Below are 16,875 nucleotides of genomic sequence, written 5' to 3'. Positions count from 1 at the left end.
TCAGGTGCTGCGCGCAAACCAGTCGGCGATGCGCTGACGCAGATGCTCCCAGATCGCGGGCGCGCCTTTGGCAACTTTCCAGCCGACCCGATCTTCCAGTTGCTGCGCAGTCACATTGTATTCAGGCCATGTGCCACCGTTGGTCTCAAGGTTGCCGATCACTGGCTGCACACGGTCTATGGATTTGGCAAAGACCGCGTCGTCGCTTTCGGCGGCCTCAAATTCATCCCAAAGCGCGCGAAACGCGTCGCGCTGATCGTCAGGCAACAGACCAAAGATCCGATCCGCCGCCTTGGCCTCTGCGGCTTCCATCGCGGCAATATCATGATCTCCATGAATCGGGCTGTCGCCAACGTCGATTTCCACAAGATCGTGGATCAAAAGCATCTTGATCACGCGGTCGATGTTCACAGGTGTTTTGGCGTGTTCGGCCAAAATCATCGCATAAAGCGCGATATGCCAGCTGTGGCTTCCGCTGTCCTCATGACGATGGCCGTCCAGAACTTTGGTCGCGCGATACACCGACTTGAGCTTGTCTGCTTCGGTCAGAAACGCGATCTGCGCCGCAAGCCGGTCCGTCATTCGTCCGATCCAGCGGCAGCGCGGGCATCTTTGACTTTCTGGATCAGGAACATGCGTGCCTTTTCCTCGGCCATGCGGACCCGCATTTCCGTCAAATAGGCTTCCTCGAGAGATTGCGAGGCGGCAGCAAGGATGTTGCCGACCTCTACAAACAGCCGGTCTTCGCCGGTCTCTTTTTGCACTTTGACGGTATCTTCGGCGAGTTTTGCCGCAAGACGCTCAAGCGTGCCCATCAGCGCGTGGTCTCGGTCAGGCGTCGCTTGACATAATCCGTCACGGTGCCGGTCATCTGGTCCATGTGCTCTTCGGTTTCAAAGAAGTGACCGGAGCCTTCGATCTCGGTGTGCGTGATTGTGATGCCTTTTTGCTCGTGCAGCTTGTTCACCAGCGTATGGGTGTCTGCCGGAGGCGCAACACGGTCGTTGGTGCCGTTCAGGATCAAGCCCGAACTGGGGCAGGGTGCGAGGAACGAAAAGTCATACATATTCGCGGGCGGTGCGATCGAGATAAATCCGGTGATCTCGGGGCGGCGCATCAAAAGTTGCATGCCGATCCACGCCCCAAACGAGAAGCCGGCGACCCAGCAATGTTTGGAGTTGTTGTTCATCGACTGCAAGTAATCCAGCGCCGACGCCGCATCAGACAGCTCACCAACACCTTGGTCATATTCGCCTTGCGAGCGGCCAACACCACGGAAATTGAACCGCAACACGGTGAAGCCCATGTTGTAGAACGCATAGTGGAGATTGTAGACGACCTTGTTGTTCATCGTCCCGCCAAACTGCGGATGCGGATGAAGCACGATCGCAATCGGTGCGTCTTTTTCTTTCTGCGGGTGGTAGCGGCCTTCGAGGCGGCCTTCTGGTCCTGGGAAAATCACCTCGGGCATGGGTGTTCCATCTCTCCTACAAATGTGACAAAGCCTTTCTTGACGAAATTGCTCGGTCACTTTAGAACGGTTCTAACTTCTGATCTTGGCGCTATGCACCGCACAGGGCTTAAGCGAGATAAGCACAGCAGCGGCTGAGGTCAATCAATTCGCGGGGTAAGACGATGAAACTGTCGACAAAAGGGCGCTATGCGCTGGTTGCACTGGCCGATATCGCACTTCAGGGCGGTGAAAGTCTTGTGAACCTGTCGGAGATTTCTAAGCGTCAGGACATTTCGCTGCCTTATTTGGAGCAATTGTTCGTAAAATTGCGTCGTAGCGGCTTGGTGGAATCGGTGCGCGGACCCGGCGGTGGATATCGTCTGGCGCAGGCACCCTCCGAAATCCGCGTCGTGGACATTCTGACAGCTGTCGATGAAACCGTTTCGGCGCTTCACACAGGGGCAGGGGCCAGCGGTGCCCTCAGCGGCTCGCGGGCACAGTCCATGGCCAACCGCCTTTGGGAAGGGCTCTCGGCGCATGTCTATGTGTTTTTGCACCAGACCCGCCTGTCTGACGTCATCAAAAATGATCTTGCACCCTGTCCGGCCGTACCCACCCTATTTGCAGTGGTGGATGAAGACGCCTGATGCGGGCTTATTTGGATCATAACGCAACAACGCCGCTGCGCCCTGAGGCGCGCGAAGCGATGATTGCCGCCATGGATGTGGTCGGCAACCCCTCCAGTGTTCATGGAGAGGGGCGCAAGGCCAAGTCGGTGATGGAAACCGCACGCACGGACATTGCCTCGGCGTTTGGTGCGGACGGGGCGGATGTGATTTTTACCTCCTCCGCCACGGAAGCGGCCGCATTGGCATTGCGTGACCGCGGTCTGCACGCAGCAGACATCGAACATGACGCTGTCGGTGCATGGGTTCAGGGCGATTTGACTTGCGATACCAATGGCTTGGTGTCCGTAGTTGAGCCCTCCCAAAGCTGTTTGCAAGCCGCCAACAGCGAAACCGGCGTGGTGCAAATCTTGCCCGAAGGCCTCGCGGTAAGTGACATGACGCAGGCATTTGGCAAACTGCCGGTGGCGTTCAACTGGTCCGGCGCAACCATGGCTTTGGTGTCGGCGCACAAACTTGGCGGGCCTAAGGGCATTGGGGCGCTCATCGTGAAGCGCGGCACCGATGTACCGGCTCAGCTTTTGGGCGGTGGTCAGGAAATGGGGCGTCGTGCGGGCACGGAAAATGTGATCGGCGCGGCGGGATTTGCCGCAGCGGCCAAAGCTGCGGCGAATGACCTCGCAAATGGCGTTTGGGAACGGGTTGCACAGCTGCGTAATTTGCTGGAAGACACCCTGGAAGACAGAGCAAAAGACTCAGTCATCGTGGGCAAGGGGGCGAAACGCCTTCCAAACACCACATGTATCGCCACACCGGGATGGAAGGGCGAAACGCAGGTCATGCAAATGGACCTTGCAGGATATGCCATTTCGGCAGGATCGGCGTGCTCCTCGGGCAAAGTGCGCGCCAGCCGCGTTTTGACGGCCATGGGCTATGACGAGGCCACCGCCGCAAGCGCGATCCGGATCAGTTTGGGTCCGGAGACAACGGAATTAGAAGTTTTGGGATTTGCCGAAAAATGGCTGGCCCAAAGAGAGAAACACCACGTACGGGCTGCGCGAGTCACAGCGTGAGAATGAGCGAACAGGAGAGCGACATGGCCGCAATAGACCAAACACAGGTCAAAGAAGGCGTCGATCAGGAAACCGTGGATGCCGTGCGCGAAGTGGGCGGCAAATACAAGTACGGTTGGGAAACCGAGATCGAAATGGAATATGCCCCCAAAGGGCTGACCGAGGACATCGTCCGTCTGATCTCTGACAAAAACGACGAGCCGGAATGGATGACCGAATGGCGGCTGGAGGCGTACAAGCGCTGGCTGACCAAGGAAGAACCCGAATGGGCGATGCTGGACTATCCCGAAGTGGATTTTCAGGACCAGTACTACTATGCCCGTCCCAAAAGCATGGAAGAAAAGCCCAAGTCTCTGGACGAAGTGGATCCCAAACTTCTCGCGACCTACGAAAAGCTCGGTATCCCGCTGAAAGAACAGATGATTTTGGCTGGCGTCGAGGGCGCGGAGAATGCGCCCGCAGAAGGCCGCAAGGTCGCTGTGGACGCGGTGTTTGACTCAGTATCGGTTGGCACAACCTTCCAGAAAGAGCTCAAGGAAGCGGGCGTGATCTTCTGCTCGATTTCTGAAGCGATCCGCGAGCACCCCGAGCTGGTTAAAAAATACCTCGGCTCGGTAGTGCCGGTCTCGGATAACTTCTACGCCACGCTGAACTCCGCAGTGTTCTCCGATGGCTCCTTTGTCTACGTGCCGCCGGGCGTTCGTTGCCCGATGGAACTGTCGACCTATTTCCGCATCAACGCGGAAAACACCGGCCAGTTCGAACGCACGCTGATCATCGCGGACAAGGGCTCCTATGTGTCCTACCTCGAAGGCTGCACGGCGCCGCAGCGCGACACCAGCCAGCTGCACGCGGCTGTGGTCGAAATCATCATCGAAGAAGACGCCGAGGTGAAATACTCCACCGTCCAGAACTGGTATCCCGGTGACGAGGACGGCAAGGGCGGCATCTACAACTTTGTGACCAAACGCGCGGATTGCCGCGGCGATCGCTCCAAAGTCATGTGGACTCAGGTTGAAACCGGCTCTGCGGTGACTTGGAAATACCCGTCCTGCATCCTGCGCGGCGACGACAGCCAAGGTGAATTCTACTCGATTGCCATCACCAACCACCACCAGCAGGCCGACACCGGCACCAAGATGATCCATCTGGGCAAAAACACCAAATCCCGCATTGTCTCCAAAGGCATCAGCGCGGGCGTGGCCCAGAACACCTATCGCGGTCAGGTCTCCATGCACCCGAAGGCGAAGAACTCGCGCAACTACACACAGTGCGACAGCCTTCTGATCGGCGACAAATGTGGCGCCCACACGGTTCCCTACATCGAGGTGAAGAACAACTCTTCCCGCGTTGAACACGAGGCCACAACCTCCAAGGTGGATGATGAACAGATGTTCTACTGCCGCCAGCGGGGGATGGACGAAGAAGAGGCCGTGGCGCTGATCGTGAACGGCTTTGCCAAGGAAGTGCTGCAGGCCCTGCCGATGGAATTTGCCATGGAAGCGCAACAGCTTGTGGCGATTTCTCTGGAAGGCTCTGTGGGTTAAGGGGCCGAGTTAGATGATCGTTTCAACCACGCCCTCCCTCGAAGGACGGAAAATCACCACCTACCACGGCATCGTGGTGGGCGAGGCCATCATGGGCGCCAATGTGGTGCGCGACTTCTTTGCCAGCATCACCGATGTGGTTGGCGGCCGTTCCGGTGCTTACGAAAGCAAGCTGCAGGACGCCCGCGAAACGGCCTTGGCGGAACTGGAAGAACGTGCCGCAGCCAAAGGCGCGAACGCCGTGGTTGGCGTTGATCTGGATTATGAAGTTGTGGGTGACAGCATGTTGATGGTTTCGGCCAGCGGCACCGCAGTCTCAGTAGAATAAAAGGGGCAGGCACAGCGCCGCCCGACGGAAACGCGAAGGAAGATAAAATGTTGGAAATCAAAGGCCTGAAGGTCCAACTTGAAGACGAAGACAAGCAAATCCTGAAAGGTGTCGACCTCAAGGTCGAAGCCGGCAAGGTGCACGCAATCATGGGGCCGAACGGCTCGGGCAAATCTACACTGTCTTATGTGCTTTCGGGCAAAGACGGTTACGAAGTGACCGAAGGGTCCGCGTCGCTGAGCGGCGAAGATCTTCTGGAACTGGACGCCGAAGAACGCGCCGCGCTTGGCCTGTTCCTTGCGTTCCAATATCCCGTCGAAATCCCCGGCGTTGGCAACATGACCTTCCTGCGTACCGCTGTGAACGCACAGCGCAAAGCGCGCGGCGAAGAGGAAATGTCTGCCAAGGAATTCCTGCAAGTGGTGCGCGCCAAGGCGAAAACGCTCAAGATCGACGCCGATATGCTCAAACGCCCTGTGAACGTCGGCTTCTCCGGTGGTGAGAAAAAGCGCAACGAAATCCTGCAGATGGCGATGCTTGAGCCGAAAATGTGCATCCTTGACGAAACCGACTCCGGTCTGGACGTCGATGCGATGAAACTGGTCTCCGAAGGTGTGAACGCGCTGCGCGACGAGGGTCGCGGTTTCCTCGTGATCACCCATTATCAGCGTCTTCTGGACCACATCAAACCGGACGTCGTGCACATCATGGCAGATGGCCGCATCATCAAAACCGGTGGCCCCGAGCTGGCGCTTGAGGTCGAGAAAAACGGTTACGCAGACATTCTGGCGGAGATGGCATAATGGCTGTACCCGCTCAGAAACTAGAGGCCACAGCGGCCCGTCTGGACGGCATGAGCCTTCCGGTTGGCGGCAAATGGGCCACCGAGGCGCGCGAGGCCGCTTTGGCCCGCGTGCGTGAGATGGGCCTTCCGGCACGTCGCGACGAATACTGGAAGTACACCCGCCCGGACACGCTGACACAGGCTGACGCGCCTGCGGCGGCGACTTTTGAGACCGGCGAAGCACCTCTGTTTGACAGTTTCGACCGTCTGAAAGTGGTGTTTGTCGACGGCGTGTTTGATCCCGAGCAGTCCGACGATCTGTCCGGCGAAAACCTGACCATCGAACGTTTTGCCGATGTCGCGGCCAAGGACATCCACTGGGCCAAAGAGCTTTATGGAGTGCTGGAAACCAACGGCCAAAACCCTGTTGAACGCCCGCTCGCAGCGCTTAACACCGCCTTTGCGACCGATGGCATTGTGATCCACGCCACCGGCAAGGTTTCCCGTCCGGTCAACCTGATTTATCGCCATAAATCAGAAACTTCCGACGCGATCCTACACCACGTCATCAAGCTGGACGAAGGCGCGGAATTGACCGTAATGGAAAATGGTCCGGCCGCTGCGCGGTTCAATAAGTCGATGGAAGTTGACGTGGCCGACACCGCGGCGTTCCATCATGTGCGGGCGCAGGGCCGTGACCACGAACGCCGCGCCGTGACGCACATTTTCGGCCGTCTTGGCACCGAAAGCACGTTCAAATCCTTCACGCTCACCGTCAACGGTCGCCTGACCCGCAACGAAGCGGTGCTAGAGCTGACCGGAGATGACGCGGTGGCCCATGTTGCTGGCGCCTGCCTCGGTGATGGCGATTTCCACCACGACGACACGGTCTTTGTCACCCATGACGCGGTGAACTGCGAAAGCCGTCAGGTCTTCAAGAAAGTGCTGCGCAACGGCGCGACTGGTGTCTTTCAGGGCAAAATTCTGGTGCAACCTGGTGCCCAGAAAACCGACGGTTATCAGATCAGCCAGTCTCTCTTGCTGGATGAGGACAGCCAGTTCCTCGCCAAGCCCGAGCTGGAAATCTACGCCGATGACGTGGCCTGTTCGCACGGGTCCACCTCCGGTGCCATCGACGAAGATGCGCTTTTCTACCTGCGTGCCCGCGGCGTGCCCAAAAACATTGCGACGGACCTTCTGGTTCTTTCCTTTGTCGCCGAAGCCGTGGACGAAATCGAAGACGAAGCGCTGCGCGAAGAAATCATCACCCGTCTTGAAGGGTGGTTGGAGCGTCATCGCTGATGTCTGTTTCCCGCGATATCGTCGCGACCTATCGCGGGCCACACAAGGTTGTGGCCCGTTTGCTCTCTATGGGAGAGCGTGAGGACCGTGCATTCGTGATCTTGATGGCCGCCTGTGCCGTCACGTTCATCGGCCAATGGCCACGTCTTGCACGTCAGGCCCATTTGACCGGAGAAGAACTCAACCCCTTGTTGGGGGGCGCTCTGATGGGCTGGTTGTTCATCGCGCCGCTGCTGGCCTATGCGCTGGCCTTTCTTGTGCATCTGATCTTCAAGATGTTTCGCGGCCGGCAAACCGCGTTTGGCGCACGCCTTGCGCTGTTTTGGGCGATGTTGGCCGCGTCCCCTCTGATCCTGTTACATGGGCTCGTTGCCGGTTTCATCGGTGAAGGCACACAGCTTAACGTCGTTGGCCTGTTCTGGATCGTGTGTTTTCTCTGGTTCTGGATGTCAGGCATGTTTCAAGCGAGCAAAGCGGCCGAATGAAAGCGCATCTCTCACAGCTCTTTTGGATGACCGTGCAAAATCCGGCGCAAGCGGCAGGCTTTCTGCGCCAGCTTCATGTTGACCGCGTCACAGGCTGGATGATCCTGATCTTGGCCATTGTGCTGAACACATTGGCCTATTTCGCCTCGATTTCGATGTTTCCCCCGCCACAGGACATTGCGATCCCGCTTCTGGAAACGCCGTTTTTGGTGTTCACCGTTTTGGGCTCCACCATGGTCACATTGGTGTTCGCCTTCTTCTGGGTCGGGCGCATGTTCGATGGCAAGGCGACCTTTGACACCATCCTGCTGATGGTTGGCTGGCTGCAATACATGCGATTGGCCATTCAACTTTTCGGAATGGCTCTCATGCTGATCGCCCCCGCTTTGTCGAGCCTGTTTGTTATGGCGGCGGGGCTGTATGGCATCTGGGTTGTGATCAACTTCCTTCAGGTCGCCCATGGCTTTGAAACACCGGCAAAGGCGATCGCAGTCATCGTTTTCTCCTTTGTTGGACTGGCAGTTGGCCTTTCCGTATTCCTGTCACTCATCGCAGTGACCGCATTTGGGATTTCCTAAGATGTATGATGTGCAAAAAATCCGCACCGACTTTCCAATCCTGTCGCGTCAGGTCAACGGCAAGCCGCTGGTCTATCTCGACAACGGCGCCTCGGCGCAAAAACCGCAGGTGGTGATCGACGCGGTGACACAGGCCTATGCCATGGAATACGCCAATGTTCACAGGGGCTTGCACTATCTTTCTAATCTGGCGACCGACAAATATGAATCCGTGCGCGGCACCATTGCGCGGTTCCTGAATGCGGCAAGCGAGGACGAAATTGTCCTGAACTCAGGCACCACCGAGGGCATCAACATGGTGGCCTATGGCTGGGCCATGCCACGCATGCAGGCGGGCGACGAGATCGTGCTTTCGGTGATGGAGCATCACGCAAATATCGTGCCTTGGCACTTCTTGCGCGAACGTCAGGGCGTGGTGATCAAATGGGTTGATGTGGACAGCACCGGCGCCCTTGATCCGCAAGCGGTGATCGACGCAATTGGGCCGAAAACCAAACTGGTGGCCGTGACCCAATGTTCCAATGTTTTGGGCACCATGGTGGATGTCAAAGCCATCACCGAGGGCGCACATGCCAAAGGCGTGGCGGTACTGGTGGATGGCTCTCAGGGCTCCGTGCATGCGCCCGTCGATGTGCAGGACATCGGCTGCGACTTCTATGCTATTACGGGCCACAAACTCTACGGCCCCTCAGGCTCCGGCGCGATCTATTGCAAAGCAGACCGCATGGCCGAAATGCAGCCCTTTATCGGGGGCGGTGACATGATCAAGGAAGTCTCCAAAGAGGCCGTGATCTATAACGATCCACCGATGAAGTTCGAAGCCGGCACGCCAGGCATTGTGCAAACCATCGGTTTTGGCGTCGCGCTGGACTATCTGATGGACCTCGGTATGAAAAACGTGGCGGCGCACGAAGCGTCCCTTCGCGACTACGCGGTGCAGAAATTTGCCGGCATCAACTGGATGCAGGTGCAAGGCACAACAGCCGACAAGGCTGCGATCTTCAGCTTCACGCTGGACGGGGCAGGGCACGCGCATGATATCTCGACCATCCTCGACAAAAAAGGCGTGGCGGTGCGGGCCGGTCATCACTGTGCCGGCCCTCTGATGGACCACCTCGGCGTCAGCGCAACCTGCCGTGCAAGCTTTGGTTTGTACAACACAACCGACGAAGTTGACGCGCTCATCGACGCGCTCGAGTTGGCGCACGAGTTGTTCGCCTGATCACAAATTGGGCCGCGATTTGGCATTGCGGCCCAAGGCGCGGGTGGCTATAGAACCTGCGACGCACCTTTAGCTCAGCTGGATAGAGCGCTGCCCTCCGAAGGCAGAGGCCAGAGGTTCGAATCCTCTAAGGTGCGCCATTTCCCTTTGACTTGAATACTTTGCGGCTCAGCCCACCGGCATGAAGAGCTATGACACGTCAACTGACCTGCGATTTGACCGGTTTCGGTGACAACGGCCGTGAAACGCTGGCAATTCCCTGCGGGCATGAAATAGTGGTCGCAACGGGTATCAGAACGAGGCACCACATGTGGGATTTTTATGTGCGCATTTGGCGCAACACGGGGCGGGCACAGATTTTGCTCGTGATTTTGTCACTGATTGTTGCAGGTCTGGCCGCGGCGCCGCTGCGTTTTCAGAAAGACATCATAAACAGCCTCGGGCCTGATCTGGAAACCAAAGCACTGTTCTTGCTGTGTGGCGGCTATCTGGCGGTGATTGTGATCACCAACGTGTTCAAATTCGCCCTGAACTACCGCAGTTCCCTTTTGGGCGAAGACACCATCCGCCGGATAAGGGGCCGAGTCTACGCCGCCCACCACGATCCCGAAGCGACGCGACGGCCCAATACTGGCACGCTCGCCACGATCATTGCCGCTGAGGCCGAAGAGGTGGGCCGCTTTGTCGGTCAGGCGGTCGCGAACCCGTTGTTGCAAGTGGGCACGCTGGTGTCCGTCGTCAGCTATGTGGCCTCGACCCAGCCCTACCTCGGCGCCTTTCTGGTTCTGATCATCCTGCCACAAGCCGCGATTGTTCTGACGTTGCAGGAACGGGTCAACCGTCGGGTCAAAGACCGCACCATCGTGTTGCGTCGAGCCTCCTCCGACATCTCCGAGGAAGAACTCAAGGATATTCATCAGGTACAGGAGAAAATTTTTGAGGATTTTGACGAAATTTACGTCACGCGCCGCGGCATCTTTCGGCTGAAACTGTCGATGAAAATGGCCATGAACGTTATCAGCGGCATTGGTCTGGTCGGTATTTTGGTGATCGGCGGGCTTTTGATGAAAGACGGCCGTACAGACGTCGGCACCGTTGTTGCGTCGATCTCGGCCTTGGAGCGGATCAATTCCCCTTGGCGCTTATTGTTGAATTTCTACAAGGAACTGAGCGCGGCGCGGGTCAAATTCGAATTGATCCTCAAAAGCAGCGACGCATTCGCCATGCCAACCACTCGCAAGGCAACAAAAAAGGCGCCCTAGGGGACGCCTTGATCTTGGGACAGGGAAGGGGCCTTAGCGCCCCCAGGTCCGTACAGGACCGCAATCCATATGCACAAAGTTGGAACCGGAGTACCGTCCAACCCCACCCGCGCGACAGGCGGCGGCGGCTTTCGCCATTTGGTTCACGGACCGCGACGCCAGACGCAAATCTGCGGCCTGGCCTTTCATATGCAGCGAATTCTTCGCCACACCCCGCGAACGCGAGCGCAGCATGTTGTTTGTCGCCGGGCTGCGATAACCGGAAAGCAGCATATAGGGTTCGCTCACATCCAAAAGATTGTGCGCGGCTGCCATGATGTCGATGGTGCGCGTGTCAATCGAGATCACGTCATTCGTACGCCAGTCGCGCATGAAGGCGTTGACCTCTTTGACTGCGTCTTTGATGTATTTGCCTTCGACCCAATAAATCGTGTCGAGCTTTTCGCCGGTACGGCCGGAATACATACGCACGCGCCGGATATCGCCGCCACCGCGCAGGAAGCCTGCCGCCTTGGAGAAAGTTGGTGCAGCCGAAAGCGTCGTAGCTGCAAAGGCGCCCAAGAGCGCACGTCTGGAGATGCTCGTAGAGCAAGATTTTTTCATAGTTTCAGCGCCTGTCCCGTCGCTTACCTGCCACCGCGATGTTACGCGATTGTGTTCCCATCCCCTCAGATGTGCGCAATTTATGACACACATGGATTCACGCTCCAAGAACTCATTTCCGACTTGACTTTGATATTGGCGGAATTAGGCGAAAAATTGCTTAAGATCGAGAAAAACGCGCAAAATATAAGGAAAGACCGCGATTTGTTCTGTTTGTGTTCTTGCTTTCCGTTACTTGAGACGCGAATTGGTCACACAGATCATTCGGGTTTGAGCTTTGAAGAAGTTGTGATTAGACAGCTTAAAAGCCATGGGTAAAGCTGGCAAAAAACGCCTCGCCGAACAGGTGGGAAATTTCTGAGGGTAAAGTTTATGCTGTTTGGGTTCCGTCGTCGGATGTCTTCTGTTGTCATCGCCGCCATTCTCAGCGGGGCTGTGGTTTCAGCCACGCCTGCGGTGGCATTTCCTGTCTTTAAACAGGCCGTGGCCGAGGCCGCTGCGCGCGATGATGGCATCGCCGCCTATTATCGCAGCGCTGATTATGCGCCGCTTTGGACCGCTGACACCGACATCGCCCGCGAACGCCGCAAGGCCCTGATCAATGCGCTGGTTAATGCGGATGATCATGGCTTGCCCGCTGCGCGCTATGATGTCGATGCGCTGGTTGGCAAAATGGCCGCCGCACGGTCCAAACGCGATCTTGGGATGGTTGAGGTTGAACTGAGCCGCCTTTATCTGAAGTACGCGCGCGACCTGACCTCCGGCATGTTGGATCCCCGCACGATCGACGATGGACTGGTGCGCGAAATCAAAAAACGCGACCGGTCCGAGCTGATGACGTCTTTGGCAAACAGTTCCGACCCGACGCAGTTCATGCGTGATCTGGCACCGCAAGCCGCCGAATACCTGCGCCTGAAGAAAGAGCGCATGCGCCTTGAGGCGCTGATTGCGAGTGGCGGTTGGGGTGAAACCGTGCCTGTTGGAAAATATGAGCCCGGCGACAGCGGTGCCTCCATTGTCAAACTTCGCAACCGTTTGATTGCGCTTGGGTTTATGGAGCGATCGGCCGCCGCGAGCTATGACCGTGACATGGAAAAAGCGGTTCAGGCCTTTCAAATTGCGCATGGGCTGGAGGCGGACGGAGTTGCCGGCAAAGGCACCATCGAAGAGGTGAACCGCAGCCCGGAACATCGCCTGAAATCCGTTTTGGTGGCGATGGAGCGCGAACGTTGGCTGGACCGCAAAATCGAGGGGCGCGAAATTCTTGTGAACCTCACGGATTTCACCGCCAAAATTCTCGACGATGGCAAGCTGACCTTCCGCACCCGTTCGGTTGTCGGCAAAAACCAATCCGACCGTCGCAGTCCCGAGTTTTCTGACGTGATGGAGCATATGGTGATCAACCCGACGTGGAACGTGCCGCGCTCGATCGCCACCAAAGAATACCTGCCCATGCTCAAGAACAACCCTAATGCGGTTGGCTATTTGCGATTGGTGAACGGCCGCGGTCAAACAGTGGATCGCAGTCAGGTGGATTTCTCGCAGTATTCCACCCGTAATTTCCCGTTTGACATGAAACAGGCCCCCGGCAGCCGCAATGCCTTGGGTCTTGTGAAATTCATGTTCCCCAACAAACACAACATCTATCTGCACGACACGCCGCAAAAGGCATTGTTCAAGCGCGAAACCCGCGCCTTCAGCCATGGCTGTATCCGGCTGCATCAGCCTTTTGATTTCGCCTATGCGCTTCTGGCCAAACAGGAAGACAACCCCAAGGATTTCTTCCAGAAACGCCTGAAAACCGGACGCGAAACCAAGGTTGATCTGGTCACTGAGGTTCCGGTGCACATCATCTACCGCACCGCCTATACCGAAGCGAAAGGACCGGTCCAGTATCGCCGTGACGTCTATGGGCGTGACGCCAAAATCTGGAAAGCTCTGGAAAGCCAAGGGGTGGCGCTACCCGGTCATCAGGGCTAAATATTCCCCAAGAGCCAATTGGGGGCACCTATGACCTATTCCGTTCTTGAAATCGCAAAAGCCTTGGACGCTGAGGCTTTTGGCAACACCGATCTTATTGTCGAGCGTGTATCTGAACCGGCTTCGGCTGGTCCTAATGACTTGGCATTGCTGACAAATCCCAAATTCGCCGATGGTTTGGCACAAGGGCAGGCGCGCGTTGCCTTGCTTTGGCCTGGCGCCGATTGGCAATCTCTGGGGCTGGAAGCCGCGATCATCGCCACACGCGGCCGCTTTGCCATGTCGGGGCTCACCACGATGATGGACCCTGGGCAGCATTTTGCCGATGGCGTTCATCCGACCGCGCTGATTGACGAAACCGCTCAGTTGGGGGCGTCGGTGTCGGTTGGTCCCTACGCCATCATCGGCCCGCGAGCGCAGATCGGTGCAAACAGCGTCATTGGCCCGTTCTGTCACATCGGCGCGGACAGCGTTTTGGGCGAAGGCGCTTATCTTCGCGATCATGTCTCGATCGGCGCGCGCGTAACAATTGGCGCTCGTTTCAGAGCACAACCGGGCGCACGCATCGGCGCGGATGGTATGTCCTTTGTAACTCCAGAGGAATCCGGTGTTGAAAAGGCCCGCGAAAGCCTTGGCGATCAAGGCGAAGTCACAAGTCAGAACTGGGCCCGTATTCATTCCTTGGGTGCTGTGGCTGTAGGTGACGACGTCGAAATGGGCGCCAACGCCTGCATAGACTACGGCACCATACGCGACACCCGCATCGGCAACGGAACCAAAATCGACAACCTTGTGCACATTGCCCACAATGTGACCGTCGGCAACGATTGCCTGTTTGCCGCTCAGGTCGGCATAGCGGGATCCACGACTATTGGCGACAACGTGGTGTTTGGCGGACAGGTCGGCGTCACCGACAACACCACGGTTGGCAGCAATGTGATCGCCGGCGGCGCCAGCAAAATCCTCAACAAAGTGCCTGCCGGTCAGGTGGTCCTGGGCTACCCCGCGGTCAAGATGGACCTGAACCTGGATATGTATAAAAGCCTGCGCAGATTGCCGCGGCTGATCAAACAGGTGGCAGAGCTTCAAAAATCTGTTTCCAAAGACGGGTCTAGTGGCTAAATCGGGCACAGACGTGGAAAGGACATCACATGAGCGTTCAAGACAAGGTTATTGAAATCATTGCAGAACAAGCGGTTCTAGAGACCTCGGATGTGACTCTTGAAAGCTCGCTCGAGGATCTGGGCATCGACAGCTTGGGGCTGGTCGAAAGCATCTTTGCGATCGAAGAGGCTTTTGACATTTCCGTGCCCTTCAACGCCAACGAACCGACCGCCAGCGATTTTGATATCTCGTCGGTGGCGAGCATCGTGTCCGGCATCGAAAAACTGATCGCCGAACAGACATAAAGGACGCGCCGGAAGCTGCGCGAACAGGATAATGACAGACAAACGTGTGGTGATCACAGGGGCCGGAACGGTCAATGCACTGGGTCACAATGTGGATCAAACCCTCGAAGCCATGCGAGAGGGGCGGTGCGGCATTGGTCCTCTCAAAGTGCGGGATGTGGAACGCCTCGCGGTGCAAATCGGTGCGCAGGTTCAGGATTTTGGCGCCGAGCAGATTTTCAACCGTCAGCAGATGGCCCTGTTTGACCGCTTCACCCAGTTTGCACTGGTTGCCGCTCGGGAAGCCATTGCGCAGGCTGGTTTGAATTTTCACGGCGATCTGTCGGCGAAATCCGGTGTTGTTTTGGGCAATTCCGGCGGCGGCATGCAAACGCTGGATGAAAACTATCGCACGGTTTACGAGGACGGCAAAAATCGGGTGCATCCCTTCGTGGTGCCCAAGCTGATGAACAATGCCGCCGCCAGCCATGTCAGCATGGAATTTAATCTCAAGGGCCCGAGCTTTACGGTCTCGTCTGCCTGCGCTAGTTCCAATCACGCCATGGCTCAAGCTTTTCAAATGGTGAGGGCGGGCATGGCTCCGGTCATGATCACCGGCGGTGCGGAATCCATGTTGTGCTTTGGCGGCGTCAAAGCCTGGGAAGGGCTGCGCGTAATGTCCAAGGACGCCTGCCGCCCATTCTCCGCCAATCGCAGCGGCATGGTTCAGGGCGAAGGCGCAGGTGTTTTTGTCTTTGAAGAGCTCGCACACGCCCAAGCGCGGGGGGCAGAAATTCTGGCCGAAGTGGTGGGGTTTGCCATGAGCTCAGATGCGGCCGATATTGTGATGCCCTCAAAGCAGGGCGCGGCCCGCGCCATCGCCGGCGCGCTTGAGAATGCCGGCATCTCCCGCGATCAGGTTGGCTATATCAACGCCCACGGTACCGGCACGGCGGCCAACGACAAAACCGAATGTAGCGCCGTGGCTGATGTGTTCGGCCCACATGCGGATGATCTGATGATCTCGTCCACAAAATCCATGCATGGACATCTGATCGGTGGCACGGGCGCCGTGGAGCTTTTGGCCTGCATCATGGCGGTGCGCGACGGCGTCGTTGCGCCAACCATTGGTTATGAAGAGGCCGATCCGGAATGTGCTCTGGACGTTGTGCCAAACGAGGCCCGCGAAGCCAAGGTCGACGTGGCCCTGTCCAATGCCTTTGCCTTTGGCGGGTTGAACGCAGTTCTCGCGCTACGCCGCTTCTGAGGCCCAACAAAAAAGCCGCCCAAAGGGGCGGCTTCTCAATTCATGTGGTCCTTCAAATCAGTTTGGAACCGGACCGGCCTTGTCAAACGCGGAGGTGAACCCCTTCAGGGACATCGTAACATTGACCACCTGATCGGGCGCTGCCGCCGGAACGATCACGATCGACGCCGCGCTGCCGGATTTCAAATTGTCCACATCTTCGCCGGTCAGACCAAGACGCGCGATACAGCCAACCTGATTGCAGAAGGCAAACGGATACCGCTGGGCGTTTTCGCCATCAATCGCGATGGTCAACTGCGCCGGAAGCAGCGTTTCCAGCGGCACGATGATGGTGGCGCCAGCAACAGCGTTTCCATCTTGCGCAGGCAGTTTGAACAATGTGATTTCCGAAATCGGACTGCCGTTCTGATCATTCATCAACTGATACATACGACAGGGGCGCGGCTCCACACCCTCTTTTGCGCATTGCAAATCCCAGTCGCCATGCAGTTCCGATGATACATCAGCGGTGGTGCCTGTGGGCGCGGCCTGCGGCACTGCCTCGACTTTTTCTCCCATCGCCAGAGATCCGTCAGACAGCGAACCGACCTGTGCAAAAGCAGGCACGGCGGAGACCGCAAAAACAGCAGCGGCAAGAAGTTGCGAAAGTTTGGGCATTGTTGTTCCCGTCAATAGCTTGAAATCGTCCTTCGATTACCACGCCAGTCAGGCGATGTCAGAAAAAAAGAACGTGACTGAAGACGCATTGCGAGCGATTTTTTGCCTGTCCCCAAAAGATCGGACAGCGCGTTTTGAAAAAGATAAAAGGGCCCAACGCGGTGGGCCCTTTTAAATTTCACTCCCCGTCGGACTGGCCGACTTATTCATTGCCAAGGACGCTACGGTTAAATTCCTTACCCGTCAACAGGCTCTGTGGATTTTTTTAAGGATATCGATGGGTTACTTGTTAACCATCTCTCCGATGGCCTCGAAGGGGC

Annotated in this window: 19 protein-coding genes and 1 tRNA gene; 15 read left to right on the top strand and 5 right to left on the bottom strand. The window is 57.1% G+C overall.

Annotation, left to right across the window (positions count from 1 at the left end; genetic code table 11):
* From BM069_RS03640 to BM069_RS03630, 3 genes are read right to left on the bottom strand one after another with little or no spacing between them, the layout of a single operon-like run.
* Positions 1 to 582 carry an HD domain-containing protein gene (locus tag BM069_RS03640; protein ID WP_093320348.1) on the bottom strand — a complete coding sequence of 194 codons (582 nt, stop codon included), beginning with the start codon at positions 580 to 582 and terminating at the stop codon, positions 1 to 3.
* Entirely contained in the window at positions 579 to 815 is a 237-nt protein-coding gene (locus tag BM069_RS03635) for a hypothetical protein (protein WP_093320345.1), read from the bottom strand. Before BM069_RS03635 ends, BM069_RS03640 begins: the two co-directional genes overlap by 4 nt.
* The gene (locus tag BM069_RS03630; RefSeq protein ID WP_093320342.1) at positions 815 to 1,471 is read right to left on the bottom strand and encodes an alpha/beta hydrolase; all 657 of its coding nucleotides are present in this window, start codon (positions 1,469 to 1,471) and stop codon (positions 815 to 817) included. The genes BM069_RS03635 and BM069_RS03630 overlap by 1 nt, the downstream gene beginning before the upstream one ends.
* Before the next feature lie 164 nt (positions 1,472 to 1,635).
* On the opposite strand from BM069_RS03630, the gene iscR reads away from it, so the two are divergent.
* The 11 genes from iscR to BM069_RS03575 all read left to right on the top strand — a co-directional run bounded on the left by iscR (position 1,636) and on the right by BM069_RS03575 (position 10,660).
* Complete coding sequence (gene iscR / locus BM069_RS03625; RefSeq protein WP_093320340.1) at positions 1,636 to 2,100, top strand: Fe-S cluster assembly transcriptional regulator IscR; 465 nt, start codon at positions 1,636 to 1,638, stop codon at positions 2,098 to 2,100.
* Positions 2,097 to 3,152, top strand: a complete 1,056-nt coding sequence (locus tag BM069_RS03620) for a cysteine desulfurase family protein (RefSeq protein WP_093320337.1) — start codon at positions 2,097 to 2,099, stop codon at positions 3,150 to 3,152. Before iscR ends, BM069_RS03620 begins: the two co-directional genes overlap by 4 nt.
* 23 nt (positions 3,153 to 3,175) lie before the next feature.
* A complete protein-coding gene (gene sufB / locus BM069_RS03615) occupies positions 3,176 to 4,699 on the top strand; it encodes a Fe-S cluster assembly protein SufB (protein WP_093321304.1) in 1,524 nt (507 codons plus the stop codon).
* Between the two features lie 13 nt (positions 4,700 to 4,712).
* Entirely contained in the window at positions 4,713 to 5,027 is a 315-nt protein-coding gene (locus BM069_RS03610) for a heavy metal-binding domain-containing protein (RefSeq protein ID WP_093320335.1), read from the top strand.
* A 47-nt stretch (positions 5,028 to 5,074) separates the two neighbouring features.
* Positions 5,075 to 5,830 carry a Fe-S cluster assembly ATPase SufC gene (gene sufC / locus BM069_RS03605; RefSeq protein ID WP_093320332.1) on the top strand — a complete coding sequence of 252 codons (756 nt, stop codon included), beginning with the start codon at positions 5,075 to 5,077 and terminating at the stop codon, positions 5,828 to 5,830.
* A complete protein-coding gene (gene sufD, locus BM069_RS03600) occupies positions 5,830 to 7,113 on the top strand; it encodes a Fe-S cluster assembly protein SufD (RefSeq protein ID WP_093320329.1) in 1,284 nt (427 codons plus the stop codon). Before sufC ends, sufD begins: the two co-directional genes overlap by 1 nt.
* Complete coding sequence (locus tag BM069_RS03595) at positions 7,113 to 7,598, top strand: YIP1 family protein (protein WP_093320327.1); 486 nt, start codon at positions 7,113 to 7,115, stop codon at positions 7,596 to 7,598. The genes sufD and BM069_RS03595 overlap by 1 nt, the downstream gene beginning before the upstream one ends.
* On the top strand, positions 7,595 to 8,176 hold the full coding sequence (locus tag BM069_RS03590; protein ID WP_093320324.1) for a Yip1 family protein: 582 nt from the start codon (positions 7,595 to 7,597) through the stop codon (positions 8,174 to 8,176). The genes BM069_RS03595 and BM069_RS03590 overlap by 4 nt, the downstream gene beginning before the upstream one ends.
* Before the next feature lies 1 nt (position 8,177).
* The gene (locus BM069_RS03585; protein ID WP_093320321.1) at positions 8,178 to 9,398 is read left to right on the top strand and encodes a cysteine desulfurase; all 1,221 of its coding nucleotides are present in this window, start codon (positions 8,178 to 8,180) and stop codon (positions 9,396 to 9,398) included.
* Positions 9,399 to 9,461: 63 nt separating this feature from the next.
* A tRNA-Arg gene (locus tag BM069_RS03580) sits at positions 9,462 to 9,538 on the top strand.
* Positions 9,539 to 9,589: 51 nt separating this feature from the next.
* The gene (locus BM069_RS03575; protein WP_093320319.1) at positions 9,590 to 10,660 is read left to right on the top strand and encodes an ABC transporter transmembrane domain-containing protein; all 1,071 of its coding nucleotides are present in this window, start codon (positions 9,590 to 9,592) and stop codon (positions 10,658 to 10,660) included.
* Between the two features lie 33 nt (positions 10,661 to 10,693).
* On the opposite strand, the gene mepK is transcribed toward BM069_RS03575, so the two are convergent.
* Positions 10,694 to 11,263 (bottom strand): peptidoglycan L,D-endopeptidase MepK, encoded by a 570-nt coding sequence (gene mepK / locus BM069_RS03570; RefSeq protein ID WP_093320316.1) that lies wholly within the window; start codon positions 11,261 to 11,263, stop codon positions 10,694 to 10,696.
* Positions 11,264 to 11,635: 372 nt separating this feature from the next.
* Between mepK and BM069_RS03565 the strand changes: the two genes are divergently transcribed.
* The 4 genes from BM069_RS03565 to BM069_RS03550 are packed head-to-tail and all read left to right on the top strand — an operon-like array spanning position 11,636 to position 15,898.
* On the top strand, positions 11,636 to 13,243 hold the full coding sequence (locus BM069_RS03565) for a L,D-transpeptidase family protein (protein WP_093320313.1): 1,608 nt from the start codon (positions 11,636 to 11,638) through the stop codon (positions 13,241 to 13,243).
* Between the two features lie 30 nt (positions 13,244 to 13,273).
* A complete protein-coding gene (gene lpxD, locus BM069_RS03560; RefSeq protein WP_093320310.1) occupies positions 13,274 to 14,365 on the top strand; it encodes a UDP-3-O-(3-hydroxymyristoyl)glucosamine N-acyltransferase in 1,092 nt (363 codons plus the stop codon).
* 29 nt (positions 14,366 to 14,394) lie between these two features.
* Entirely contained in the window at positions 14,395 to 14,652 is a 258-nt protein-coding gene (locus BM069_RS03555; RefSeq protein WP_093320308.1) for an acyl carrier protein, read from the top strand.
* A gap of 31 nt (positions 14,653 to 14,683) precedes the next feature.
* Positions 14,684 to 15,898 carry a beta-ketoacyl-[acyl-carrier-protein] synthase family protein gene (locus BM069_RS03550; protein WP_093320305.1) on the top strand — a complete coding sequence of 405 codons (1,215 nt, stop codon included), beginning with the start codon at positions 14,684 to 14,686 and terminating at the stop codon, positions 15,896 to 15,898.
* Between the two features lie 57 nt (positions 15,899 to 15,955).
* Here the strand turns inward: BM069_RS03550 and BM069_RS03545 are convergent, their stop codons facing one another.
* Positions 15,956 to 16,555 (bottom strand): invasion associated locus B family protein, encoded by a 600-nt coding sequence (locus BM069_RS03545; RefSeq protein ID WP_093320303.1) that lies wholly within the window; start codon positions 16,553 to 16,555, stop codon positions 15,956 to 15,958.
* Between the last annotated feature and the right edge of the window lie 320 nt (positions 16,556 to 16,875).

This window comes from Shimia haliotis (assembly GCF_900114415.1).
Taxonomy (GTDB): Bacteria; Pseudomonadota; Alphaproteobacteria; order Rhodobacterales; family Rhodobacteraceae; genus Shimia; species Shimia haliotis.
Note: the sequence above shows the minus strand (reverse complement) of the source record. Positions and strands in the feature narration are given on the sequence as shown.